This window comes from Pseudomonas putida, assembly GCF_028682175.1.
Classification (GTDB): Bacteria; Pseudomonadota; Gammaproteobacteria; order Pseudomonadales; family Pseudomonadaceae; genus Aquipseudomonas; species Aquipseudomonas putida_AD.
Map to the genome: position 1 here is coordinate 1 of NZ_JANHKS010000020.1, position 25,975 is coordinate 25,975.

At 58.8% G+C, this 25,975-nt stretch carries 21 protein-coding genes and 1 other RNA gene; 13 read left to right on the plus strand and 9 right to left on the minus strand.

The features are described from left to right. Nucleotides 1–66: 66 nt before the first annotated feature. Entirely contained in the window at nt 67–834 is a 768-nt protein-coding gene (locus tag NPS29_RS15370; RefSeq protein WP_274133592.1) for a GntR family transcriptional regulator, read from the minus strand. A gap of 419 nt (nt 835–1,253) precedes the next feature. Between NPS29_RS15370 and NPS29_RS15375 the strand changes: the two genes are divergently transcribed. The 5 genes from NPS29_RS15375 to ssrA all read left to right on the plus strand — a co-directional run bounded on the left by NPS29_RS15375 (nt 1,254) and on the right by ssrA (nt 8,047). Continuing rightward, a complete protein-coding gene (locus NPS29_RS15375) occupies nt 1,254–2,948 on the plus strand; it encodes a lactate permease LctP family transporter (protein WP_274133593.1) in 1,695 nt (564 codons plus the stop codon). A 69-nt stretch (nt 2,949–3,017) separates the two neighbouring features. Beyond that, nucleotides 3,018–4,172 carry an FMN-dependent L-lactate dehydrogenase LldD gene (gene lldD / locus NPS29_RS15380; RefSeq protein ID WP_274133594.1) on the plus strand — a complete coding sequence of 385 codons (1,155 nt, stop codon included), beginning with the start codon at nt 3,018–3,020 and terminating at the stop codon, nt 4,170–4,172. Between the two features lie 70 nt (nt 4,173–4,242). After that, on the plus strand, nt 4,243–7,053 hold the full coding sequence (locus tag NPS29_RS15385) for an FAD-binding and (Fe-S)-binding domain-containing protein (RefSeq protein WP_274133595.1): 2,811 nt from the start codon (nt 4,243–4,245) through the stop codon (nt 7,051–7,053). Between the two features lie 200 nt (nt 7,054–7,253). Continuing rightward, entirely contained in the window at nt 7,254–7,538 is a 285-nt protein-coding gene (locus NPS29_RS15390) for a hypothetical protein (RefSeq protein ID WP_274133596.1), read from the plus strand. 117 nt (nt 7,539–7,655) lie between these two features. After that, nucleotides 7,656–8,047: a transfer-messenger RNA gene (ssrA, locus tag NPS29_RS15395) on the plus strand. 96 nt (nt 8,048–8,143) lie between these two features. Here the strand turns inward: ssrA and NPS29_RS15400 are convergent. Next, nucleotides 8,144–9,145 carry a restriction endonuclease gene (locus NPS29_RS15400; RefSeq protein WP_274133597.1) on the minus strand — a complete coding sequence of 334 codons (1,002 nt, stop codon included), beginning with the start codon at nt 9,143–9,145 and terminating at the stop codon, nt 8,144–8,146. A gap of 985 nt (nt 9,146–10,130) precedes the next feature. Between NPS29_RS15400 and NPS29_RS15405 the strand changes: the two genes are divergently transcribed. Further along, nucleotides 10,131–10,433 (plus strand): hypothetical protein, encoded by a 303-nt coding sequence (locus tag NPS29_RS15405; protein ID WP_274133598.1) that lies wholly within the window; start codon nt 10,131–10,133, stop codon nt 10,431–10,433. A 301-nt stretch (nt 10,434–10,734) separates the two neighbouring features. Here NPS29_RS15405 and NPS29_RS15410 read toward each other — a convergent pair whose 3' ends face one another. Beyond that, nucleotides 10,735–11,298 (minus strand): hypothetical protein, encoded by a 564-nt coding sequence (locus tag NPS29_RS15410; RefSeq protein ID WP_274133599.1) that lies wholly within the window; start codon nt 11,296–11,298, stop codon nt 10,735–10,737. Continuing rightward, nucleotides 11,276–11,530, minus strand: coding sequence for a helix-turn-helix domain-containing protein (locus NPS29_RS15415; RefSeq protein WP_274133600.1), 255 nt, complete (start codon nt 11,528–11,530; stop codon nt 11,276–11,278). Before NPS29_RS15415 ends, NPS29_RS15410 begins: the two co-directional genes overlap by 23 nt. A gap of 101 nt (nt 11,531–11,631) precedes the next feature. Here NPS29_RS15415 and NPS29_RS15420 point away from each other — a divergent pair, with 101 nt between their 5' ends. After that, nucleotides 11,632–12,582 (plus strand): DNA-methyltransferase, encoded by a 951-nt coding sequence (locus NPS29_RS15420; RefSeq protein ID WP_274133601.1) that lies wholly within the window; start codon nt 11,632–11,634, stop codon nt 12,580–12,582. A gap of 415 nt (nt 12,583–12,997) precedes the next feature. On the opposite strand, the gene NPS29_RS15425 is transcribed toward NPS29_RS15420, so the two are convergent. Further along, the gene (locus tag NPS29_RS15425; RefSeq protein WP_274133602.1) at nt 12,998–13,444 is read right to left on the minus strand and encodes an autotransporter domain-containing protein; all 447 of its coding nucleotides are present in this window, start codon (nt 13,442–13,444) and stop codon (nt 12,998–13,000) included. Between the two features lie 24 nt (nt 13,445–13,468). On the opposite strand from NPS29_RS15425, the gene NPS29_RS15430 reads away from it, so the two are divergent. The 5 genes from NPS29_RS15430 (at nt 13,469) to NPS29_RS15450 (ending at nt 20,983) form a co-directional block, all read left to right on the plus strand. Continuing rightward, nucleotides 13,469–13,642, plus strand: a complete 174-nt coding sequence (locus tag NPS29_RS15430) for a hypothetical protein (RefSeq protein ID WP_274133603.1) — start codon at nt 13,469–13,471, stop codon at nt 13,640–13,642. Between the two features lie 589 nt (nt 13,643–14,231). Further along, the gene (locus NPS29_RS15435) at nt 14,232–14,609 is read left to right on the plus strand and encodes a hypothetical protein (protein WP_274133604.1); all 378 of its coding nucleotides are present in this window, start codon (nt 14,232–14,234) and stop codon (nt 14,607–14,609) included. Nucleotides 14,610–14,918: 309 nt separating this feature from the next. Then, nucleotides 14,919–18,161, plus strand: coding sequence for a DUF726 domain-containing protein (locus tag NPS29_RS15440; RefSeq protein WP_274133605.1), 3,243 nt, complete (start codon nt 14,919–14,921; stop codon nt 18,159–18,161). Continuing rightward, complete coding sequence (locus NPS29_RS15445) at nt 18,161–19,864, plus strand: LeoA/HP0731 family dynamin-like GTPase (RefSeq protein ID WP_274133606.1); 1,704 nt, start codon at nt 18,161–18,163, stop codon at nt 19,862–19,864. The genes NPS29_RS15440 and NPS29_RS15445 overlap by 1 nt, the downstream gene beginning before the upstream one ends. Nucleotides 19,865–19,951: 87 nt before the next feature. After that, nucleotides 19,952–20,983 (plus strand): helix-turn-helix transcriptional regulator, encoded by a 1,032-nt coding sequence (locus tag NPS29_RS15450; protein WP_274133607.1) that lies wholly within the window; start codon nt 19,952–19,954, stop codon nt 20,981–20,983. A gap of 42 nt (nt 20,984–21,025) precedes the next feature. On the opposite strand, the gene NPS29_RS15455 is transcribed toward NPS29_RS15450, so the two are convergent. The 3 genes from NPS29_RS15455 to NPS29_RS15465 are packed head-to-tail and all read right to left on the minus strand — an operon-like array spanning nt 21,026 to nt 22,147. After that, the gene (locus NPS29_RS15455; protein WP_274133608.1) at nt 21,026–21,226 is read right to left on the minus strand and encodes a hypothetical protein; all 201 of its coding nucleotides are present in this window, start codon (nt 21,224–21,226) and stop codon (nt 21,026–21,028) included. 56 nt (nt 21,227–21,282) lie between these two features. Continuing rightward, nucleotides 21,283–21,540 (minus strand): hypothetical protein, encoded by a 258-nt coding sequence (locus NPS29_RS15460; RefSeq protein ID WP_274133609.1) that lies wholly within the window; start codon nt 21,538–21,540, stop codon nt 21,283–21,285. Next, complete coding sequence (locus NPS29_RS15465; protein WP_274133610.1) at nt 21,530–22,147, minus strand: tetratricopeptide repeat protein; 618 nt, start codon at nt 22,145–22,147, stop codon at nt 21,530–21,532. The genes NPS29_RS15460 and NPS29_RS15465 overlap by 11 nt, the downstream gene beginning before the upstream one ends. 240 nt (nt 22,148–22,387) lie before the next feature. Between NPS29_RS15465 and NPS29_RS15470 the strand changes: the two genes are divergently transcribed. Next, the gene (locus tag NPS29_RS15470; protein ID WP_274133611.1) at nt 22,388–23,038 is read left to right on the plus strand and encodes a HEPN domain-containing protein; all 651 of its coding nucleotides are present in this window, start codon (nt 22,388–22,390) and stop codon (nt 23,036–23,038) included. A gap of 48 nt (nt 23,039–23,086) precedes the next feature. On the opposite strand, the gene NPS29_RS15475 is transcribed toward NPS29_RS15470, so the two are convergent. Beyond that, nucleotides 23,087–25,696 (minus strand): autotransporter outer membrane beta-barrel domain-containing protein, encoded by a 2,610-nt coding sequence (locus NPS29_RS15475; protein ID WP_274133612.1) that lies wholly within the window; start codon nt 25,694–25,696, stop codon nt 23,087–23,089. Between the last annotated feature and the right edge of the window lie 279 nt (nt 25,697–25,975).

The window sequence follows — 25,975 nt, forward strand, 5'->3', positions numbered from 1 at the left end:
TCTTCCGATCTATCTCATTGACGCCCCCGCCGGCAAGCCGTGCTGCTACGGATGCGTGGTGCTTTCTTAAATCCCGTTACGCCGCTCGGCACGGGCCGTTCGCTGCACCTGCTGGCGCACTTCTTCCAGCACTTCCTGCACATACAGCAAATGACGGCTGGACACCTCGCGGGCGTCGTCGGCCCGGCCTTCGATGATCGCCAGGTACAACTCACGGTGCTGACTGATCAGCATGTCACGCGTTTCCGAGCGCTGCTGATACATACCCCCGATGTTGGTCACCACATTGCGCCGCAACAGGTCGAACAACCCACGAATGGTATGCAGCAACACCGCGTTGTGGCTCGCTTCGGCAATCGCCAGGTGGAAGTTCGCATCCGCCGCACCCTCTTCGGCACGGCTCACCTCATCGACCCGGGTGTAACAGTCCTGCAGGGCATCGAACGCCTCACGCAGCCGAATGCGGTCCACATCAGTGGCGCGGATCGCTGCGTAATACGCGCAAGAAGCTTCCAGCGTGTGGCGAAATTCCAGCAGGTCGCGCTGCGCCTCGGAACTGCTTTCCAGCAGATGCAGCAAAGGATCGCTGAAAGTCGAACCCAGGTTCTCCACCACATAATTGCCCCCGCCCTGGCGACTGACCAGCAGCCCCTTGGCGGTGAGTTTCTGGATGGCCTCGCGCAGGGACGGGCGCGACACGCCGAACTGTTCGGCAAGCGCCCGTTCGGCAGGCAAACGCCCACCGGCCCTGAGCGTGCCCTCGAGAATCATTCGTTCGAGCTGTTCGACAATATCGTCTGACAACCGGCGCTGACGCACCTGATCAAAGCCCATACCCCATCACTCCACATCACCTGCCGCCCCGCCTGACATAAAAACGGGGGCGCATATTCTCACTGATTGTGGCCAGACATTCACCCGGCAGATGCAATCCGAATCACCATTTCAGGCAAAAGCCGGACGAACTGCTACAAAAGTTCTAGAGCCTGAAATTGACACATCAACACCAAGGCTTTTAACCTAGCGACAAGACATTGTAAATTGGTCTTACCAATTTATGAATGCCGGCGACGAGTGGCTATCCCCACGACACGCCGCAAGCGATTCGCGACGGCGCAACGCTTGAGCTGGTGAGCTGTGCGATTCGTTCGTCAGCACCGGCAGGACAGAGGCCAACAGGCCGTCGTCCGCTGGAGCCGCGCACGCAGGACACGGACACCGGGCCTAACCAAAAACAACTAGGGGCCTCCTACATGCAAACCTGGCAACAGTTCTACACACCCTTGGGCAGCCTGGGCCTTTCGGCGCTCGCTGCAGTCATCCCGATCGTGTTCTTCTTTCTTGCGCTGGCGGTCTTTCGGCTCAAAGGACACATTGCGGGCACCATCACCCTGTTGCTTGCCGTGCTGATCGCGATCTTCGCGTTCAAAATGCCAGCCGACATGGCCATCGCCTCGGCGATCTACGGCTTTTTGTACGGCCTGTGGCCCATCGCGTGGATCATCATCGCGGCGGTGTTCCTCTACAAACTCACCGTCAAGAGCGGCCAGTTCGAGATCATTCGAAGCTCCGTCATGTCGATCACCGACGACCAGCGCTTGCAGGTCCTGCTGATCGGCTTCTGCTTCGGTGCCTTCCTGGAAGGCGCGGCAGGTTTCGGTGCGCCGGTGGCGATCACCGCGGCGCTGCTTGTAGGCCTGGGGCTGAACCCGCTGTACGCAGCCGGCCTGTGCCTGATCGCCAATACCGCGCCGGTAGCGTTCGGCGCCCTGGGGATTCCGATCATCGTCGCCGGCCAGGTGTCGGGCATCGACGCCTTCAAGATCGGCGCCATGGCCGGTCGCCAACTGCCGCTGCTGTCGGTGTTCGTGCCGTTCTGGCTGATGTTCATGATGGACGGCGTCAAGGGCGTGAAGGAGACCTGGCCCGCAGCGCTGGTAGCAGGCGGCAGCTTCGCCATCGTGCAATACCTGACCTCCAACTACATTGGCCCGGAACTGCCTGACATTACCTCGGCACTGGTGAGCCTGGTGTCCCTGACCTTCTTCCTGAAAGTCTGGCAACCGGCCCGCGCCGCCGACATGCAAGTGGCCAGCGCAGGCGGCGGTGCCGTGGTGATGGGCGGCCCTGGCGGTTTCGGCCAGCCACGCACCACCAAGAAATCCCCGTACTCCGCCGGCACCATCATCAAGGCCTGGTCGCCGTTCCTGATCCTGACCGTGATCGTCACGATCTGGACGCTGAAGCCGTTCAAGGCGCTGTTCGCCGCTGGCGGCCCGCTGCAAGCCCTGACCATGAACTTCCCGGTTCCGCACCTGGATCAACTGGTCATGAAGGCCGCCCCCATCGTGGCCAACCCGACCGCCATGCCAGCCGTGTACAAGTTCGACCTGCTGGCCGCATCGGGCAGCGCGATTCTGGTCTCGGCGATTCTGGCGATGATCGTACTGCGCATCGGCGCAAAAACTGGTCTGACCACTTTCAAGGAAACCCTGATCGAACTGCGCTGGGCTATCGTGTCCATCGGCATGGTGCTGGCCTTCGCCTTCGTCATGAACTACTCGGGCATGTCCACCACACTGGCCCTGGTGCTGGCTGGTACGGGCGCTGCGTTCCCGTTCTTCTCGCCCTTCCTGGGCTGGCTGGGGGTGTTCCTGACCGGTTCCGACACATCGAGCAACGCCCTGTTCGGCTCGCTGCAAGCGACCACCGCGCACCAGGTGGGCGTCAGCGACGTGCTGATGGTGGCCGCCAACTCCAGCGGCGGCGTAACCGGCAAGATGATTTCCCCGCAATCGATCGCGGTCGCCTGTGCGGCCACAGGTCTTGTGGGTAAAGAGTCCGATCTGTTCCGCTTCACCCTCAAGCACAGCATCTTCTTCGCCGCCATCGTCGGTTGCATCACCTACGCCCAGGCGTACTGGTTCACCGGCATGCTGGTTCACTAAAGAGACGAGCACCGGGCGCCACTGCGTGCGCCCGGCTGCTGCCCTGCTCATTCAACGCTGCGAGACCCCATGATCATTTCCGCCGCAACCGACTACCGCGCCGCTGCACAGCGCAAGCTGCCGCCTTTCCTGTTTCACTACGCCGACGGTGGCGCCTACGCCGAACACACCCTGCGCCACAACGTTTCCGACCTCGCTGGTATCGCTTTGCGTCAGCGCGTTCTGAAAAACATGTCGGAACTGAGCCTGCAAACCACGCTGTTCAATGAAACCCTGAGCATGCCCGTGGCCCTGGCACCTGTAGGACTTTGCGGCATGTATGCCCGTCGCGGCGAAGTACAGGCCGCCCGCGCCGCAGCCAGCAAAGGCATTCCGTTTACCTTGTCGACCGTGTCGGTGTGCCCGATTGAAGAAGTCGCGCCCGCCATCGACCGCCCCATGTGGTTCCAGTTGTACGTGCTCAAGGACCGCGGCTTCATGCGCAATGCGCTGGAACGCGCCAAGGCCGCCGGGGTGAAGACCTTGGTGTTCACCGTCGACATGCCAGTGCCCGGAGCCCGCTACCGCGACCTGCATTCGGGCATGAGCGGCAGCAACGGCCCGATCCGTCGCGTGCTGCAATCCATGGTTCATCCGCAATGGGCCTGGGACGTCGGCGTCAACGGCCGTCCCCATGACCTGGGCAACGTCTCCGCCTACCGTGGCAGCCCGACAGGTTTGACCGATTACATCGCCTGGCTGGGCAACAATTTCGATCCGTCGATTTCCTGGAAAGATCTGGAATGGATTCGCGACTACTGGGACGGCCCGATGCTGATCAAGGGCATCCTGGACCCTGACGACGCCCGCGATGCCGTGAAATTCGGCGCTGACGGCATCGTCGTCTCCAACCACGGCGGCCGCCAGCTCGACGGCGTACTGTCCAGCGCCCGCGCACTGCCTGCCATTGCCGACGCCGTGAAAGGTGACATCAAGATCCTCGCCGACTCCGGCATTCGCAGCGGGCTGGACGTGGTACGCATGATTGCCCTGGGCGCCGACACCGTGATGATCGGTCGCGCCTTCATCTACGCCCTGGCTACCCATGGCGAAGCCGGCGTGAAACATCTGCTCGAACTTTTCGAGAAAGAAATGCGCGTGGCCATGGTGCTGACAGGCGCCAAATCCATCAGCGAAATCACCCGCGACTCCCTCGTCCGAGAGCTGCGTGAACTGGGCGCCTGAGCGCCCACCCCTTCAGATAACGCACCACGCACGCGGCACGCCAGATGCCGCGGCTGCAGAGGAAGACCGCATGAGCCTGCCCGCCTCCTTCCTGGCCGATGTGAAACGCCTGATCCCCGCCGAACGCCGCTTCGACGACCCGCTCTCGACCCTGGCCTTCGGCACTGACGCGAGCTTCTACCGGCTGATTCCAAAGCTGGTGATTCGTGTCGAATCCGAAGACGAAGTGGTCGCGCTGCTGCAGCACGCCCGCGTCGATCGCGTCCCGGTGACCTTTCGCGCCGCTGGCACCAGCCTGTCCGGCCAGGCCATCAGCGACTCGGTGCTGATCGTGCTGGGCGACAACTGGAACGGCCGCGAAATTCGTAGGCAAGGCGAACAGATCCGCCTGCAACCCGGCGTCATCGGCGCCCAGGCCAACGCCTGGCTCGCGCCGTTTGGACGCAAGATCGGCCCTGACCCGGCCTCGATCAACGCCGCCAAGATCGGCGGCATCGTCGCCAACAACTCCAGCGGCATGTGCTGCGGCACCGCCCAGAACACCTACCACACCCTGGCGGGCATCCGCATGGTGCTGGCCGACGGCACGCGCATCGACACCGAAGACGCCACCAGCGTCGCCGCCTTTCGCGCAAGCCATGGCGCGCTGCTGGAGAGCCTTGCGCAACTGGGCCGCAAGACCCGGGCAAATGCCGAGCTGGCTGCAAAGATTCGCCACAAATATCGTCTGAAAAACACCACCGGGCTGTCACTCAATGCCCTGGTCGATTTCGACGAGCCGCTGGATATCTTGAGCCACCTGCTGGTCGGCTCCGAGGGCACGCTGGGCTTCATCAGCGCCGTGACCTACGACACCGTGCCCGACCACCCGAACAAGGCCTCGGCGCTGATCGTCTTCCCCGACGTGGAAACCTGCTGCAACGCGGTAACCGTGTTGAAGACACAACCTGTCTCAGCCGTCGAACTGCTCGACCGGCGCAGCATGCGTTCCGTGCAGAACAAGCCCGGCATGCCCGCTTTCGTACGAGAGCTATCGGAAAGTGCCTGCGCCCTGCTGATCGAAGCCCGCGCCGCGACCCAGCCGTTGCTGCACGAACAACTGGCACAAATCATGGCCTCCATCGCGCATTTTCCGGTGGAGAAACAGGTCGATTTCACCGAAGACCCCGGCGAAAACGCCCGCCTCTGGGCCATCCGCAAGGACACCTTCCCCGCCGTCGGCGCCGTGCGCGAAACCGGCACCACGGTCATCATCGAAGACGTCACTTTCCCGGTCGAGCAACTGGCCATCGGCGTGCGCCGCCTCATCGAACTATTCGACAAGCACCACTACGACGAAGCGATCCTCTTCGGCCACGCGCTAGAGGGTAACCTGCACTTCGTGTTCACCCAGGGCTTCAACGACCCTGAAGAAATCGCCCGCTACTCGGCCTTCATGGACGACGTCACGCAACTGGTCGCGGTGGAATTCAACGGCTCGCTCAAGGCCGAGCACGGCACCGGCCGCAACATGGCGCCCTTCGTCGAACTCGAATGGGGCAGCGAAGCCTATCAATTGATGTGGCAACTCAAACGCCTGCTCGACCCCACCGGCATTCTCAACCCGGACGTCGTGCTCAGCGAAGACCCGCAGATCCACCTCAAACACCTCAAGCCCATGCCCGCTGCCGACACCATCGTCGACAAATGCATCGAGTGCGGATTTTGTGAGCCGGTGTGTCCGTCCAAAGGACTGACCCTCAGCCCGCGCCAGCGCATCGTCATGTGGCGCGACATCCAGGCCAAAAAACGCAGCGGCATCGACACCACCGAACTGGAGCGCGACTACCACTACCAGGGCATCGACACCTGCGCCGCCACCGGCCTGTGCGCGCAGCGCTGCCCGGTCGGCATCAACACCGGCGAACTGGTGAAAAAACTGCGCGCCCAGCAAGCCACCCACGGCAAGACCGCAGGCTGGCTGGCCGATCACTTCACCACCGCCCTCAAAGGCGCACGCTTCACCCTGCACGCCGCCAACGGCGCACGCATGCTGCTGGGCGCCCCGAGATTGGCGAAGATTTCCGCCGCCCTGACCAAGGCATCCTCAGGCCGCGTGCCCCTCTGGACCCCGGCCATGCCGCAAGCGGAAAACGCCATCCGCTTCACCCCGCCGGTTGAAGATCAACGCCCCCGCGTCGTCTACCTCGCAGCCTGCGTATCGCGCGTCATGGGCCCGGCAGCCGCCGACCATGAACAGACCTCGCTGATGGACAAAACCCGCAGCCTGCTGGAAAAAGCCGGTTACCAGGTCGTCTTCCCCGAAGACCAGGACGCCCTCTGCTGCGGCCAACCCTTCGCCTCAAAAGGCTACGCCGAACAGGCCGAAGAAAAACGCCAGCAACTGCTCGCGGCGCTGACCAAAGCCAGCCGCGGCGGCCTGGACCCCATCTACTGCGACACCAGCCCCTGCACCCTGCGCTTGGTGCAGGACCTCGAGGACACCCGGCTGGACCTCTACGACCCGGTCCGCTTCATCCGCACCCACCTGCTCGACAAACTGGTGTTCACCCCGCAACAGGAAGCCATTGCCGTCCACGTCACCTGCAGCACCCAGCACCTGGGCGAAAGCCAGGCGCTGATCGAACTGGCGCGCATGTGCAGCCTCAACGTCGTGATCCCGGAAGGCATTCACTGCTGCGGCTTCGCCGGCGACAAAGGCTTCACCACACCCGAGCTCAACGCCCACTCCCTGCGCACCCTCAAGGATGCCGTGCAGTACTGCAGCGAAGGCATCTCCACCAGCCGGACCTGCGAAATCGGCCTCACCCAACACGGCGGCATCGACTACCACGGGCTGGTTTATCTCGTGGACAGAGTCACCCGACCAAGAACCGCTTGATGCACCCAAATGGGGCGACAATCGCCCCATTTCCCCGACACATCTCGCAACATGGCTTTTTCACACCACCCGCGAAAAAAATAGAACCCCTGCGACGGCCGACAGTCCATCTCTTTAAGCGCCACACATGGCTGCTTGTCATTCCCTATCCGGGCATCGGCCCCATTGAATGCCCAGTCCACAGGCTTAAGGAGATACACATGAAACGTACAGCACTGACTGGCTTGTTTCTGACCGCTGCACTGTTGGGTTCCCCGGTATTCGCTGCCGATGACCTGTGCGGCACCAACCTGCAAACCCTCAAGGACGCTCACACCTCGTCGGCCACCAACCTCAGCCCGGACAAAAAGGAAGAGGTCGAACGCGCCATGATGGCCGGCGAAGCCGCGCAAAAAGCCGGCGACGACAAGAAATGCATCGCTGAAACCAGCAAGACCATTCAAGAGCTGAAAACCATGGGCTCGGGCAGCGAAGGCGCGAAGTAATCTTCGCCTCGGCAAACGGGGTTCGACCTGTCCAGCACAGGTCGCATCCCGCACAAGGTGACGTATCCCATTGATTCGGGTAGACTCCGTCCCCTGACTGCCTGGAGCAGCAGAATTGGGGCCGATTAGGATTCGACGCCGGTGATGAAACTCTAGGGGCATGCCGACTTGGTAACAGAAGTCGTAAATCCACTGTTGCAACTTTCTATAGTTGCCAATGACGAAACCTACGGGGAACAAGCTCTCGCTGCGTAAGCGGCGCTAGCCTTCCTTCTGGTAGCTTCGGCTCCAGCAATCATCAGGGGATGCCTGTAAACCCGAAATGATTGTCATACAGAACAGGATCGCCGTGCAGTACGCTGTGGACGAATCGGCTAAAACTTACACAGCTCGCCCAAAGCACCCTGCCCGTCGGGTCGCTGAGGGTTAACTTAATAGACACGGCTAAGCATGTAGGCCCGAAAGCGGAGTACTGGCGGACGGGGGTTCAAATCCCCCCGGCTCCACCAAATATAGAAAAAGCCGTCCTTGGACGGCTTTTTTTGTGGGTGGGATTTAGCAAGTGCAGCCTGGCGAAGACGATATTCAGCCGTGCAACCCAGGCATCACGCCGGAACGTAAAAGTAGGTCAAAGGCACCAAGCGTTTGGTTTCCGGGTCAGTAGCCGGGTAATGCGCCATCAACGTGCGCGCCAGTTCATCCAGCGTCCACATCGTCAAATGGACATTAGCCCGCTCGCCCTCATACAACGCATCCTTGGTGAATCCCCCGGTACTCACGTATAGACCTCGATCATCCTTGTGTCTGCCGCCCAGAAAGCTGCGGATTTCATTACTGCCCATCCGAGCATTTCGATGCTTAACCTCTACCACAATGCGCGGAGGCTCAAATCCGAACCCATCGGGAGAAGCAATGATGTCCTTGCCGCGATCAGCGCCAGCAGGCGAGACGAGCGTTTTGTAGCCCATAGCCCTCAAGATTCCAGCCACAAGCTCCTGCATTTCAGCCCAGTCCAGACTATTGATCTGGTCCTTGATCCGCTCAAAAGCGATCTCCTGGACTCCCTTCAACGGATCTTCCAAAGCTTCTGAATCTTCAATCAGATCTTTCGGTGGAACTGAGACGCTTTTACCGGTGGCGAGAGCCAACAACTCCTTCTGGGCATCTCCAGCAACGTTGAACACTGTCAACGTAGATCCGAGGCTGTTCCTGCTCGCGCTCGTAAGCTTGTCGCGGTCAACCTCCTGCGGGTACCACTCAACAGACCTGGTAAAAGACATTCCGTCATCTCCCAGATCGAGGTCCGTCTCGCACGCTCCCGTGAAATGACCGACCAAATAGGTCCGGTTCGCTGGAGAATATGTAACGACTGCATCGCCTATTTTGATTTCGTTAACAAAACGGTAAACCTGTGAAGCACCTGATATGGCAGTCCCGTCTTTTATCCCCGGTTCACAGTCTTTGTAGGCCTGAATCAACGCCTTCCGCGAAACGCCAGGTTTGGCTTCAAGGACTAATTGAGCCCAGCCAATTGCTGCGAGCTTGCGATCTCTGAAATCGTCATACAGACGGCCGCCGTCACCTCGGATCATCCACATTGCGGGCATGCTAGTACTCATTCTTTCAATAGAGTTGGGGCGTGACTGTAGCAATGGGGGTCGCTTGTGTGAACGAAATCCTCGACATGCTCTAAATGAAGTTTCCCCGCAATAGGCTCCACTTCCGCCCCCCCCACTCTGCACCTACATCAAAATTCGACAACAGGGGCGAGGGCTTCGCGAAAGTAGGGCACTTATGCATACGACCACTAGCGATCCCGCAACAAGCGTCCTGTAAATTCACAATGTGTAAGCGATGATCGAACAGCACATCAGCAGAAGAAGCGCTCGTCCAACGAGGTTACGGTCGTGGAGCGTTACGTGATCGAGATTCAGCGTCCTACTGGGCAATAGGGCGGGCGGCGCGCTGCCCATGCTGCTTGCTGCTACAGAAGAGCTTGGTTCGTTCCGGGCCCCGCGAGGATAGCCCACAACGCCTCTCGATTCATAAAAACCACAACCCTCACCGCGACCTTGTAAGGAATCGTGCTTGCGTACTGGTGCTCGAAGTCCCAGGTAAGCACATTCAGGGTCGCGAAATTCCGACTCAATGATGCCGTGTGCCAGCGCTAGGGGCAAAATTTGAGCACCGAGAGCACAGAGCTAAACCACAATGCCCTTTATGATGCTATCGCCGCGCGCCAGGCTTGATTCGTGTTGCCGGTAGTGCCACCCTCTAGCCCCCAGCAGTAAGAGTCTCCGAAAGCAGGGCATGTCGGCGATTAACGGCCGGCAACGATAACCAGCGAAAACCCGCCTTTCTCATCGGCTTAGAAGCCAGCCGCTAATACCCGAACCTGCCGCTCTTGCTGCGAATGAACGATCAATGAGGACACAAAGCTGATGGAGCGAAGGGTGACGGTCTCGATTCGGGGTATAAGTGCCGCTTGAGCTATCGAAAAAACTTGATCAGCGGTACCCTACAACAGTTTAGCTAGCTCACCCTGCTGGCTCTAGGCAGAATTCCACACAGACTGACGGCACCCGAGTATTGATGATACTGCTTAACACTTATGAAGATCGGGACGAAGCTGAAGCCGCGGCTGCCAAGCTAAACGGCGAGAAACGTCTTGCCAGCGAGCGCGACGCGACCATAGTCATCTACAATCTCTTCGGTACACCGAGCTGGGGTAATTTCCATCGCATTGGCATTTACAATCTCAACGAGTTGAAAGACCTGCTAGATAAACGAAGCGCTTGGCTAAGCAGTGAAAAAGTAAGGCATGCAGAGATCCTCTCAACGCTAAAGGCCGTGGCCAAAAGGTACGACATCAGGATTCCCGCTCACTGGGAGTAGTGACAGGCTTACAGCGCATAGTCAATCGTTGCCACGCGAGATGCTTCACCCTACCGCGCATAACATGAGGAATAGATGCACGGACAATATGAGTCCAGGGTTAAAATATCAAGTACTTTCTCTATAAAAGACCTGACACCACTTAAAATGCTTTGTTTACTAGATAAAACTGAAGCAATCTAGAAAAATACTAATAAGTTTAATCCAAAATAAAAAAATCCAATAACGACACACCTCACCAAATCTTCGTTAAAGAGCGTGCATGATGCGACCATGATCTAGCCGCACCATACTCTCGCCCTTAGAGCTCGTCTGCTTCGAAACCTGCTGCATCTGGTGGCGTCACACGCTTACGCTTGCCGAAAGGAGGTAAGGGGGCAGTCCCATACAATAGCTCTCCGTGCTCAATCACATAAGGAATTGGAATCTTGGGATTATTTATATCTTTACCGCCCTCATCATGCCATTTATTTTCCCATTTAGAAAAATAGTACTCCAACCGATCTGGCATTAGAATATAAATAGCCTGAATGGCAATATGCTTATAAACCGCAAAAATCCAAGGAACCTTTCTGTATTTATCAATGATTGTTGGATTCATGTGATGATGCGTAGAAAAACTAACCACCAGCTCAGAGTTCGCCGACTTCAACTCATACTCTTGTCCATGCGCATCTACCGCATCATTGCCTTCACGACCGGGCAACACTCTCAGACCGAGGCTTAATAAGACCTGTAGTAATTTGCCACCATTATCCTGAAACACATCATCAATACCATGCCGGTTCGCTAAACTCTGGTATTTTTGAATAGAAGGCCACAAACTTTCCAACTCTGCCAAATCAACGTGCGGAACCAACTTCACCACCCACCTCCTCCAAAAGTTTTGACGGACACACCCCTAAAGCGATTGAAAGTCTCTCAATATTATCAATCGAAATATTTCGCTCGCCACGCTCTACAGAGCCTACGTATGTCCTGTGAAGCCCGGCCGCGTCAGCCAAAGCCTCCTGTGACAGACCTAAGGTCTCTCTCATTTTTCTCAGGTTCGATGCAAACAGACGCCTCGTCGATGAGGGCTTTATGTTTTTGGTCATACAAGGGATAATCCAGCGCTGATGACAATGAATCTACAGACTATGAGTAGCTTTTTATGATGCATGACGTGACACCGGCATATTCCACTGCGAATGGATCGATGTTCATTGGCGACTCCATGGAGCTTTTAACCAAGCTTCCCGACAAAAGTGTTAGCCTAGTGATGACGAGCCCACCATTCGCCTTACAGCGAAAAAAGGAGTACGGAAACTTAGATCAGCATGAATATATTGACTGGTTCTTAGGATTCGCACGTCTAGTTCACCAAAAGCTGAAAGATGACGGAAGCTTTGTAGTAGACTTCGGCGGCGCTTACATGAAAGGTGTTCCGGTAAGAACGCTATATAACTTTCGAGTACTAATTCGAATGGTTGATGAGCTCGGATACTTTCTGGCAGAAGATTTTTATTGGTTTAACCCCTCCAAACTGCCGAGCCCCATTGAGTGGGTCAACAAGCGTAAGCTCAGAGTAAAAGATGCCGTGAACACGGTTTGGTGGTTCAGCAAAACAGAATGGCCAAAATCGGACATCACAAAAGTACTTGCCCCCTACAGCGATCGAATGAAAAAACTAATTGAGGATCCCGAGAAGTTTTACACAGCGAAAACTCGCCCCTCAGGCCATGACATTGGCACTAGCTTTGGCAAAGACAACGGTGGCGCCATACCTCCAAATCTGTTGCAGATTCCAAATTCAGAGTCTAACGGCTCGTATTTATCCGCATGTAAAACACTTGGACTAAAGGGGCATCCTGCTAGATTCCCAGCAAAACTACCAGAGTTTTTTATAAAAATGCTCACAGAGCCTGGCGACTTAGTAGTTGACATATTTGGAGGGTCCAACACTACAGGACAAGTTGCAGAGACAAACGGGAGAAATTGGTACAGCTTTGAAATGTTTCCAGAGTACGTCGCGGCATCCGCTTTTAGATTCCTTGACAAGAACTGCAATACAGAAGAACTCAAAAACATTCATGAAAGAATACTCAACGGTGAACATGTAAACCTTGAGTCCTATCACAAACAACCACAATTCACTTTTGAGAGCTAACTCAACCTAAAACAATCAGCACACCACAACATTTCAAGCGCTCAGAAATGAGCGCTTGTTGGCGTGCTTGTAGGGATCTTCACTTAAAATGTCACATTTTCTCGACTACAAGGAGTTAAATTCAACCCGCCTTCAAAGCTCCAAAAAGGGTTCCCAGTAGTAAAGAGTGGAACGCGGGACAAACGCTCGCTGACACTCCGCATGCACTGCTGTTAGCAACTGATGATCCAAAAGCGCTAGATCACAAGCACTCCAAGCATCTCGGCACGTCATTAGAAAAACCTTTGAACTCGCCCAACATCAATAACTAGACGACATCAAAGAACAACTATCGCCTTTGCCAGCAATCACCTCCATGTTTAACTGCAAAACACATCGGCTTCTTTTGGTAACCGTCCAACTATAGATCGCCAACTCACCAAAACGCCACTACCCCACCCACCCCCTCCGAAACCTTCGCCACCATCCCCATCCCCACCTCCATCGAAGACGCCTTGTGCTCGGTCTTGATCCGGTCCAGCCCGTTGTAGGTCGTGGTGTCCTTACCTCCAAGCGTATGCCAGACGTTCGTACGCACATACGGCTCTACAGGCATGCCATCAAGCAGATACCGCCCTTTGACCCGCCCACCCAGTCGCCCTGTCCAGTAAGGCTGCGAATCGAACGAAACATCGGAAATCCCGTCATTCTGTTTGTCGAGCTCAAAACGCTGATGAACCACCTGAACCTGCGGCTCAACCACCCAACGCTCCGATACCGGAATCGGATATCCACCTTCAAGCGACAGACTCAAGGCATGCCCTTCGGTGTCTAGTTTGATGCCGCGATCCGAGCGGTTGCTGCCGTCCAGGCGTGTGCCCATGGCGACGGCGTCGAGGTACCAGCCTTGAGGATCGACGAGGGTTCAGTAGGCGCCGAAGTGGTCGCCGTTGAGTTTGATGTGGCCGGCCTTGCGGTGCTGGAAACCTTCGGCGAATCCGTCGACGTCGCCTCGCAGGCGGCTTTGGCCGACGAACAGGCCATGCGTTGGGTCTGGCCGCTTTCGGTGGTGGCGCTGTAGAGGTCGTGGCCGATCTGGCTGCCCTGGTTGGAGGCGTCGAGGCGCGGAGGCACGGTGCCTGACCAGCTTTTCTTCATCTCGCCGCCGCACATCCGCGCCCAGCCTGCCGGCATGACGAGGGAGTAACCCAGTATTTCGAGACGATAAAGCGGAACCGGATCGGCGCCAGCTTCAGCTTGGGGGGTGTTGAGTTGAATGCAAGAATGGGCCAAGTACCCGACCAGGATGAAAAAACACCACAAGACCCAACCCATGGGCATCCAAGAACTCGCGGTGGATAACATCTGACTGGGCAGCAAGCCCGATGGCTTTGCTACACGAGTGGAGAACGAGTTTTCGCTGAACCGAATGAATGGTCCAAGCCCCGACCCAAGAACTCTAGAAAGGCTCTCAACTTCTTCACATCACTCGACTCTCCGTTACCCCGCCCTCATCCAATCCCTAAGCAAAACCACCCTCCAGCCGATACCCCCTACGAGCGACTGCTCCACCAAGCACCTGTCTCACAACCAAGAACCCTCGCGGCGGCCTACACCTCACCAGCCTCCGTGCGGTTATGTCATTTTCACCTCAATGGATATCAGCTCGTATGCGTTTCTGGATGCCCGCCCTCGCGCTATTTTCTTCGTTTGCCCTCCTCCAACAAGCCCACGCAGCCGACGATGACCGCATTACCTGCTCAGCCTACTACCTACTGCTCTCGGTAGACGGCGATCACGCGGACATTTCCAGCAAGCAGGCGTCGAAGGCGGCTTATGCGTTTGTCCGGCAGGTTGGGGATAACCCTCAGACTCAGGGTCTGCTGACAAAAAAATTCGATGAGTTGCGCCAGGAGATGCCAGGAAAGATGACAGCGGAAAACGTCGCGGCGTTTCGGGCGGTACATGACGATCGCTGCAAGGGGCTGCTCAAGTCGGCGTGGTGCGAGGCTTACAAGGGGTTCAGCGCGAACGCCTGTGTCGAATAGCAGGACACTCTGGGCTCGCTCGCGATCTTTGCGCCCTTCGCAATGCCAAGCCCTGCCCAGGCCGCTGACACTCTTGCACGGCGGCATCCATTCCCAACACGTGGCAACTTGCCACATTCTTGGGTTAGATTAGTCATAGAAGTGACGCCAACAAGCCCACTCCCCCAAAACAGCACAAGGACGTAGCTATGCCCGCCCGCAATCACGGTCCCCAGGGACCTGCTCTATTGCCTCCGCTCCCCAAGCACCCGCGCGATTAAGTCTGGCAGCCAAGCCTCGCGACGGCATGACCGTGGACAAGGAGAATCCATGCCTCACCCTTTTCAGTTTCAAACCTCGCCATTCGCCGGACCGGACACCACTGAAGCCAACGTTTTCATTCATGGTTACAGCGCCGGGCATAGCGATGAGGACAAGCAGTCTCTGCTCGGCAAGATCCCTGAGCAGCTCAAGCACTACACCAATATTTTTGCGTTCTGGCCGTCGAATCACATTCTGCGTCTGGACAAGGCTTCTGCTCTGAAGCTTGGAGCAGCGAGCCTGAATTTTGGCATGACGATGATGCGGTCGCCCCTGGACTCTCTGGGGCTGGTGGGGGCTGTCGCGAAGGACCGGATGGGCAACTTCGGCGATGCGCGCTTGCGGGCAGAGAGCATGGGGAAGGTGCTGTTCGATCAGTTGCAGGCCTATCTCGAAACCAACCATCCGCAGATCAAGACCATCAACCTGATCGGCCACTCCCTTGGCGGTCGGTTGGTCATCAGCAGCCTGAAAAGCTTTTCGTCCAAACAGTTGGCGATCAACGATGTACTGCTGATGGCGGCTGCCGTTGAGGTCACAGCCAGCGAAGCTCGCCAATTGCGTGAGAGCTTCAAGGGCCGACTGATCAATGCTTATTCGAAAACGGACAGGACCCTGCTGCTGAACTGGGGGGAAACCTGCATGGGTCGTAACGAGGTCGAGCATTTCGAAAGTATCGAGATGAACGAGTTCGGCCACACCGATTACTGGCCGCGGCTACCCGAAGTGCTGACCAACACCCGCTTCAAAGTCCACGCTCCCGGCTCGTCCGAGCCTGCTCAAACACCTGCGGACGCGCTCTTGCCACCGCTGACGCCCGAACAACCCGCCGAAGAACACGACATGAAACTCGAACTGAAGAGCCCACGTGATGTTTACCAGCAGATCAACGACGAGCTGGCACTCATTATCGGTGAACTGAGACATCCCTCGGACGATGAAGCCTTGAATCAGGCTCGGGAGGAGGCGCTAAGGCGGCTTACCGAGCATCGGGCAATGCTGTTCGATCGGCTCGCGGAACTTGAGAAGAACGCTGAGTGGAACACCTTCACCATTGCATTCTATGGTGAGACCGGCGCGGGTAAGTCGACGCTCATTGAGACCTTGCGCATTCTGCTTCAGGAGCCTGGCAAGCGGGCGAGCCAGGAAGCGTTTCGCAAGCTGCGTGACCAGTACGGGCTGACTGAGGAGACCCTGCAGGGGCTGCAACAGAACATTGAACAAGTCGAAGCGCGACTTGAAGAACTGACGCAGCAACTGAGCGCGACGGTGTTGCAGTTCGAGCAGCCTTTCAAAGAGGCCCAGAGCGCGCTGGAGCAGGCGAACGCCCGATCCAGTGAGGTCAAGCAGCGGTTTGGCGGTGCGCTTGCGCAACACGAGCAATCACACAAGGACGCCCTCGCCGCCGTCACTCGCCTGCATACGCTGCTGGCGACACGCAAGAGCAACGCTTCGCTCTGGCAGATGCTGTTGGGTCTTTTCAAAAAGATGCCGGAAGAGCTTCAGTTGAATGAGGCCACCGCATCCCTTACACAGACCACCACTGCGCGGGACAGTGCTGCCGCAACGCTGGACGTCGAACAGACGAAGGCCGAGCAGGAACGTATTGCGATGGAGCGGCAGGTGAGCGAGATCGCGACCAGGCGGGACGAAGCCTGTGCGGCGCTTTCCGCGCAACAGGCGCAGGCGACTCAGCAACAGCGAACGCTCACTGAGCAGCGTCTGGTACACGAGACTCAATTGGCGCAGTTGCTGGGAGAGCTACAGGTTCATGCTGACGGTGAGATCATCGGTGACGGCAGGGCTGACTACACCCGTACAACCCAGCGCTATGAATTCGAACTGGACGGCCAACCCTTCGCGCTGCTGGATGTACCCGGTATCGAGGGCAAGGAAGGCCTGGTGCTCGACCAGATAGAACGTGCCGTTCAGACCGCTCACGCGGTGTTCTATGTCACCAACCAGGCAGCACCGCCACAAACCGGTGACGGCAAGCACCAGGGCACGCTGGAAAAGATCAAGCAACACCTGGGCGCGCAAACCGAGGTGTGGACCATCTTCAACAAGAAGATCACCAATCCCAAACACTCACTGACTGACCGCCCGCTGGTGTCCGACGACGAAACCGCCAGCCTTGCCGGGCTTGACCAGAAGATGAGTGAGCAACTCGGCAAGCACTACCAGAATGTGTTTCCGCTGAGCGCGCTTCCTGCGTTTCTCGCCTCGACCGATCACCTCGCGCCGGGTTCGCAGAACGCCAAGCGTCGCAGCAAAGTGCTCGAGGACTTCGGGGCCCACGAATTGCTGGAGAAATCCCGCCTGCGTCCCTTCCTGGATCTACTGGGCCGCCAACTGATTCAGAACGGCAAAGCCAAGATTATTCGGGCCAACTTCAACAAGGCCAACGACGCACTCAACCACACCACCCAGACGCTCTCAGGCGTCCAGCAAACCCTGAATGCGCTGTCGGAAAAGCTTTCTCAGGAAGAGCAAAGCGCCAAGAGCCAGCTGACCAGCAGCTTCGGCGCACTGAAAAAACGCCTGGAGTCCTGTGGCGAAACCTTGATCGACAACTTCGCGAGCAAGGTGCGTAACGACATGTACGCACGCATCGAAACAGACATCAGCAACGACGCATTCAAAAGTGCCCTGACCGAGCAACTGGAAACTCAGCAGCGCCACCTCAGCAAGCAACTGCCGGTGGCAGTGAACCTGGAGGTCGGCAAGTTCCAGAAAGCAGCCGAGGATATTCTCAGCCGGTTTGAAAAACACGCCCAGGAGTTGACTTCAAGCTACGGCAAGCTGGGCAGCATGCGATTCAACCAGCCATTCAACCTCAACATCAAAATCGACAACGGCATCAAGGTAGCGACGCTGCTGGCCAGCCTTGTGGGTATTGCCGCAGCGCCGTTCACCGGCGGCGCCAGCCTGTGGCTTGCCGGGGCATCGATCCTGGGGGCGCTGATCTCCATCGGCAAGGCACTCTGGAGTGCCCTCAGCACGGACTACAAGATGTCCCAGCAACGCCAGGCCCTTGATAAGAACCTGCGCAGCGCCACCGAGCAACTGCGCGACATGCTGCGCGAAAGCCTGGAGAGCGCCCTGAGCGAAATGCAGAAGACTATCGACCAGCTCGACCTGGCGCTTGAAGCGCCTGCCAAACAGGCTGCCAACCAGGTGACCACCTTGTCGCGGTCGACCAACCGCCTGACAACCCTCTCCCGCCAAATCGAACTCGCAGGAAATCTGTAATGGAAAACACTCTCAAGACGTTCAAGGACCAACAGGCAAATGCACTGACCCTGCTGGACAGGCTGCAGAACTTCCTCGGGCAGGGTGCGCAGGCCGGCGTAGCGATTGACCCTGCACTGAGCAGCAAACTGCAGAACGTCATCAGCAGCGTGTCTGGTCAGAAGCTCAAGGTCGCGCTGATTGGCGGCTTCTCTGAAGGCAAGACTTCGATTGCGGCGGCCTGGATGGAAAAGCTGGACAGATCCAGCATGAAGATCAGCCATCAAGAGTCCTCCAACGAGGTAAAAATCTACGAAGTCGGCGAAGACTTCGTGTTGATCGATACTCCCGGCCTGTTCGGCTTCAAGGAACAGGAAAACGCCGAAACCCACGCCATCGAGAAGTACAAGGACATCACCAAAAAGTACGTGAGTGAATCTCACCTGGTGCTTTACGTGATGAACTCGACCAACCCCGTCAAGGAAAGCCACAAGGATGACCTGACCTGGTTGTTCCGCACGCTGGATCTGCTGCCGCGTACTGTGTTCGTGCTCAGCCGTTTCGACGAAGTGGCCGACGTCGAAGACGAGCAGGACTACCTGGCGAACCTGAAGGTCAAACGCGAAAACGTGGCAGGCCGCCTTCGCGAACAGATTGCGCTGACTGACCAGGAAGCAGCGGATCTGTCCATTGTCGCCGTCGCCGCCAACCCCTTCGACCTGGGCGTAGAACACTGGTTGGGCAACCTGGAAGAATTCAAGGCACTGTCCCATATCGCCACGCTTCAAACCGCTACCACAGGCAAGATCCAGCAGAACGGTGGCAGCGCCGCGTTGGTCAACGACATGCGCGCCAGCGTGATTCGCGACGTACTGAGCAACCAGCTTCCCGTTGCCATCGAGAACGATCAGAAGGTGTCTCTGGAGGTCGGCAGGCTCGATGAGCTCAACGCTCGCTTGGGCAAGCAACTGACAGCAACCGGGCAGCAAATCGAAGAGGCGCGGATCAGCCTTCGTGACTTCGCCACCCGCTATTTCTCCGACCTGATCCTGCAGGCCAAGGGTTGCAGCTTGGAAACATTCGGGGACTTCTTCGAGCGCGAGGTCGGAGCTGAAGGCATCATCCTGTCCACCCGCCTGCAGAATGAATTCAGCCGCCAGACCCAGTCGATCACCCTTGAGGTCGAGAAGATGCAAGTGGGCTTCGACAGCGAGGTCAACCACTTCAACACCACCGTCAAAGCTTTGGGCAAGCAGGGCATCAACCACGTGCTCAAAGGCAACTTCATCAACAACACCACGGTACTGGCCGCACGCGATGGCCTGACAACCATTGCCAAGACCGTGGGGATGGATATCGGCAAATACCTGAAATTCAAGCCGTGGGGCGCGGTGAAGTTCGCCAATGGCGCCAATGGCGCGCTGGCCTTCCTCGGTGTGGCCCTCGAAGCCTGGGACAGCTGGGAGCAATACAAGCGCGAGGAAGCCTTCAAGAAAGCGGTCACGACCATGATCGCCAACTTCGAACAGCAGCGTCAGGACTTTCTTGCCCTCGTGAACTCGGAGCGCTTCAAGGAGGAGTTCTTCCCGGATTACCTGCTGCTCAACACGCGCCGCCAAGAACTGCAAAGCAATGTGGATGACAGCCGTGTCCGTCAGCAGCGCTTCCAGGCATGGCGCGTCGAAGCGGAAGCCATCGATGCAGAGTTCAAGAGACTGAACTGACCTCACAAGGCGCCCGCCGCTGGATGCAGCGGGCGCCCAATGAGTTGATCCAATCGATATGACACCAGAATTGAAAGGAAGAATTTTGTGCCCTCAGCCAAAATCCACACCGCCCTAAGCCGCCAGTGGGAGCTGTTGCAGCACCTCCCCAAGCGTTCCCCTGGCATCACGGTCACCGAGTTGCTGGCTCGCCTGACTGCCGCCGGTTATTCGATCAGTCGGCGCAGTGTCGAGCGGGATTTGCGGGATTTGTCGTCGGTGTTTCCGTTGCAGTGCAATGACGGTGGTACGCCGTTTGGCTGGTATTGGCAGCCGGGTGTGAGCGTGGAGTTGCAGGGGATCACGCTGACGGAGGCGGTGAGTCTGGCGTTGGTGGAGGATGCGGTGCGGCCGTTGTTGCCGGGCAGTATGTTGAGTGTGCTGGAGCCGCGTTTCGAGCACGCCCGGCAGAAGCTCAAGGGACTGGGCGAGGGTAACCCTACGGCGCGCTGGCCGGACAAGGTCGCAAGTGTGCGGCCGGATTTCAATCTGCGGGCGCCGGAGATTCGTGCCGATATTCTGGAGGCGTTGCAGCATGCGGTGATCAGCGAGCAGCAGCTGCACTGTCAGTACTATTCGGCGCACACCAATAAAGAAAGCGAGTTGACGCTCAACCCGCTGGCAATCGTGCAGCGCGGGTTGATCACTTACCTCATTGCCACGGCTGCGCCTTACACTGACATTCGTCAGTTTGCGGTGCATCGCTTTCGTGCGGTCACGGCGCTGGACACGCCGTGTCAGGGCCTGGATTCGTTCGAGTTGCAGGGCTATCTGGACAGTGATGCGCTGCAGTTCGGCAAGCCGGAGAAGATTCGTTTCAAGGCCTGGGTAAGTGAGCATCAGGCGCGTCTGATCCGGGAGACGCCGTTGAGCGCGGACATGACGCTGGAGGCGCTGGCCAATGGTTTCGAGTTGCAGGCGACGGTGAGCAATACCTGGCAGTTGCAGTGGTGGATTCTGTCGTTGGGTGACGCATTGGTGGTGCAGGAGCCGGCGGACTTGCGCCGGCACGTGGGCGACACCCTGCGCCGTGCAGCGGCGGCCTATGCCGATGAGGCCGTCGAGGCGGCCTCGCTGTAATCCTGGTGCCGCGCGGATGATTGCGCGGCATCGGCAGGCTGCCTATCGACGCAGCCGTGCAAACCACTGGGCCAGGGTGCGGTCGATCACGCCTGCGGTCTTGAAGCTCAAAGACGTGCTGCCGCAGCGTTCGCAACGGTCGCACCATTCGCCTGGGCCCAGGGCGTCGCTGCGGGGTGCAATGGTTTTCTTCCAGCCGCAACTGTCGCAGGTGAAGGTAAAGGGTTGGGGTCTTACGGGCATCTCATCGCTCCTTTGTCCCGCGTGGCCGCCACGCGGGGATGGTCAATTCAATTGTGTCAGGCAGCAGGCACGAGGGCCTGAAGCACTTCTACCTTGCGCTGCAACTGGGCGACGTGCGCCTTGTGGGCTCGCAGCGCCGATTTCAGTTCGCGGTTTTCCTCGGCATGCCTGCCCGGCCGCGTCTTGCCGCCGAACGGGGTGTCCTGCCAATGCGTCAGCAGGCGCCAGCACTTGCGGCATTGCAGGTACAACGCCGACAGCAGCGCCAGAATCACGCATAGCATGGCCAGCGTCAGCCAAGCCTCAATACCCATAGCATTTCTCTCCTGTCACGAATGCATGTTCAGCAGCCCGTCGATACCACTGCAACGCCTGGCGACAATCCGGCGCTTGCCCTGCCACGCCCTGCTCGTGCAGTCGCCCCAGGGCCCGCGCTGCCTGGACGATGCCGCGCTCGTAGGCCTGTTCGTAGTAGCTGACGGCCAAGTCCTGATCCACCCGCATGCCTTGCCCGTGAAGGGCCTGCTCTGCCAGGTTGAACGCGGCTTCGGCCGAGCCCAGCACGTAGGCGAGTTTGAACAGGCGTCGCGCCAGCACGGTGTCCTGTGGCGTGCGGCTGCCGTTGATCCACAGCCAGCCCAGATCGTTGAGGGCGTCGGGATCGGAAGCGAGCGCGTCATCGCGCAACGAACGGTACAAAAAGCCCAGCAGCGCAGGGTCGGTCATGGTTGCCAGCGGGCTGGGCGCTTGCAGCCTGTGGTAGGTGAATGTGTCGCACGTGGCCGGCCTGAAGACGCGCAACGACGGCATGCCAATGTTCGGGCTGGCAGCGGGTGCCCGGGTGGAATCGATAAAACGCATGGCCTGGGGATCAGGCAACAGCGTGTCCAGCATCTGGAACACTTTCTTGGCAGGGCTCATTCGGACAGCCTTCTGATTCATCATTCGATGAGTGCCATTATTCGCAGTGGCGCGTCATTTTGTGTCGTGCGCAAACTGCGGTAGCTGTCGAATCGCAGATGGATCGTCGGCATTAAACACAGTAGCATCTGGCCACACCTTACCCAGCCACGTACCGCCATGGATGCCCGCGACGGCTCAAGCGCGGCGGTCTACGGCCGATACGGCTAGACACTTCTGCGTTTAAGGAATCTTCCCGGAATGGATTACCAGTCGCTCAAAACCCGCCACCGCAACGAGCGCGATGCGCACCACCCCAACCTCGCCCTGCGCGTGCATCGAGCCCTGAGCTGGCTTAACCGCGCCGAGCAGGCAGAAGACGTCGATGGCCGTTTCATCTTCCTGTGGATCGCTTTCAACGCGGCCTATGCGACCGACATCGACGAGCAGCATCGGCTGTCCGAGCAGGAGTCGTTCAAGGCGTTTCTGCAAAAGCTCTGCGTGCTGGACAGCGAACACCTGATCGAGAAACTGGTGTGGTCGGAATTCCCGGGAAGCATTCGCGCCCTGCTGGACAACCCTTATGTGTTCCAGAGTTTCTGGGATTTCCAGAACGGCAAGATCACCGAGGCCGCGTGGGAAGAGCGCCTGCGCAGCGGCAAGCGCAACGCACAGACCGCGCTGGCCAACCGCGACACGGCCAAGGTGCTGGGCGTGATGTTCAACCGCATCTACACCTTGCGTAATCAGGTGATGCACGGCGGGGCGACCTGGGAGGGCAGCGTCAACCGTTCCCAGTTGCGCGACTGCTCCAGCCTGCTCGGCAAGCTGGTGCCGCTGATTATCCTGCTGATGCTCGACAACCCCGACACCCTCTGGGGCGACGCCTGCTACCCGGTGGTCAAGCAGTAAGGCGGTGTTTGCGCGTCGCCCGCGAGGACGGCAGCGCGCCCTGTACGCTCACCAACTCACCCTCACCCCCAGCGTCCCGCTCACCCCTTCCAGCGCCTCGCTGTCCAGATTCGCCGCATAGTCCGCCGTCACATACACACTCACATTCCCCGACACCTTCGCCACCACCCCCATGCCCACATCCATCGACGACGCCTCGTGCTCGGTCTTGATCCGGTCCAGGCCGTTGTAGGTGGTGGTGTCTTTGCCGCCGAAGCTGTGCCAGAGGTTGGTCCGCAGGTAGGGTTCGATTGGCAGGTTGTCGATCAGATATCGCCCTTTTAGCCGTGCGCCGAGTCGTCCAGTCCTGTAGGGCTGTGAGTCGAAGGAGACGTCGGAGATGCCGTCGTTCTGTTTGTCGAGGTCGATGCGTTGGTGGATGAGCTGGGCTTGCGGTTCAACCACCCAATGCTCGGAGACCGGGATCGGGTAGCCGCCTTCAAGGGACAGGGTGATGGCGTGGCCTTCGGTGTCGAGTTTGACGCCGCGATCCGAGCGGTTGCTGCCGTCCAGGCGTGTGCCCATGGCGACGGCGTCGAGGTACCAGCCCTGAGGATCGACGAGGGTCCAGTAGGCGCCGTAGTGGTCGCCGTTGAGTTTCAGGTGGCCGGCCTTGCGGTGCTGGAAGCCTTCGGCGAATCCGTCGACGTCGCCGCGCAGGCGGCTTTGGCCGACGAACAGGCCGATGCGTTGGGTCTGGCCGCTTTCGGTGGTGACGCTGTAGAGGTCGTGACCGATCTGGTAGCCCTGGTTGGAGGCGTCGAGGCGCGGAGAGACGGTGCCTGACCAGCTTTTCTTCATATCGCCGCCGTAGATCCGCGCCCAGCCTGCGGGAACGGCGCCGGTTTCGCCGAGCAGGCTTTGATCGCCCTGGCGCTCGTGAAAGGTGCCGAGTGCCGTGAGTGTCATGAGTTGGGCGGCGGGCACGACGACGGAGTAGACCGGTACTTCGAGGCGATAGAGTGGAATCGGGTCGGCGCCCGCGACAGCCTGTGGAACGGGCGGCGAGCTGACGGCCGGGATGGGCGACGTGGCTGCCGGGGTGTCGGGTTGCGTAGGCGCCGCCGGAGGATCCGCCGGGGCGACCGGCGTCGCGGTGGGTGGCTCGACCGGGGGTTCGTCGGGGCTGACGGTGGGTGCGGCGGCAACGATGGGCGGGCTCGCCACCGGCGGGACGACCACCGGTGGCGCGGGCGGCTCGACTGGTGCGGGCACGGCGACCACCGATGAACGCAGGTACCAGTTGTTTTCCGTGCCTGCGCTCACGCCGCCCTTGAACAGGTAGTACTCGTAGGCGCCGGCAGACAGCGAGCCTCGCAGGGCAAAAGCGTCGCTGGTGCTGGTGGCGCCGTTGAGGGCCTGGACCACTTCGATGCCGTCGGACCGGGTCAGCCCGCCCAGGCCGCCTAGGTTGGTCACAGCCAGTTGGGTGTTGCCGCTGATGGCCCCCTGGGACACCACCAAGCGGTCGCTGGGCGAGCCGTCGCCGCCCAGTTCGGTCTGTACCCGCAACTGGCCGTTGTTGCCGACGTAGTTGCCGTAGACGCTGAGGGTGTCGCTTGCGACTGTGCTGCCGGAAGTCAGGTCGATCACCCCGGCGTTGTTGAGTGTCGCCAGTTGCCCGGCGGTGTAGGGGCGGATCGCGCCTTGGGTGGCGGCCAGGGTGCTGCTGGCGTCGATGTTGAAGGTACCGGTGTTGCTGGCGCTGTCACCCAGGAAAAAATCGTCGGCCAGATCGAAACGCGAGCCGCTGGCGAGGTTGACGGTTTCCCAACCGATGTAGCGCGCCGCAGTGGCAGACGAGGTGTCGATGAAGGTCAGGGTGTCAGCGCCCAGGCCGCCATCGATTGCTGGTGTCGGGCTCAGGGCGCTCTCGGTCAGGCGGGCGATTTGCGCAGTGTCGTTGCCGTCGCCCATCAATACAGCGGACTGGATTTGCCCGCCGCCGTCCCAGACGAAAATGTCGTTGCCGGTGCTGGCGCGAATCTGCCCGCTGATGATGCCGCCGGTGACCGTCACCCGGTCATCGCCCCCGCTGACGCTGAGGTTGCCGCCGATGCTGCCACCGGACACCCTGATCGTGTCGCGGCCAAAGCCTGCGACCAGGTTGCCGATGATGCGCCCGCCAGACAGGTCGAAGATGTTGTCGTCGAGTTTCATGTCGACGCGGCCGATGGTGCCGCCGCTCATGGCCGCGACATCACCATCTTCGAAGGCGCCGATGATCGTGCCGCCGGTCATGGAGAACACATCGCGGCCGCCGCTCTGGGCCAGCGACTGGATCGTGCCGCCGGTCATCAGGAAGTTGTCGATGTCGTTGCCCTGGATCACCGCACCGGTGATGGTCCCGCCGCCGATGCGGATGACGTTGCCACCGTCGCCCAGGTCGATGGAGCCGCGAATGGAACCCGAGTCCATCTGCAGCACGATGGCGCCCGCGCCAAACAGCACATTGCCGTTGATGACGCCGGTGCCGCCGACGGGAAAAGTGAGGGTATTGTTGCCCAGCAAATCGGTCAGGCCGGGGCTGGTACCGCTGTCGCAGACATAGTTGTCATTACCTGCACCGGCAATCAGTGTGCAGGCCGCCTTAATCTCCGTGGCTGGCAATAACAGCATAGATACGCAAGACAGATAGAGAATATTGCTGACACTAGCCCGTAGGGGCCGTTTCATCAGAAATACTCCTGCGGGCATGGCCCGGGAGGGTTGCATCCGTTCGAAACCGGCGCCCGTTATAGGCCGTGCACCGAATTAACTTCCTTATTTAATTCAGCTAAGAGCAACCTCAAGAAAACGTCAAGTTATCCACAAGCCGCGCTGAGCGCTTTTGACGCAGGGCGGCTCGGTTGTGACAACGATAACAACGGCGTAGAATTCGCCTCATTCGCTCGTCCC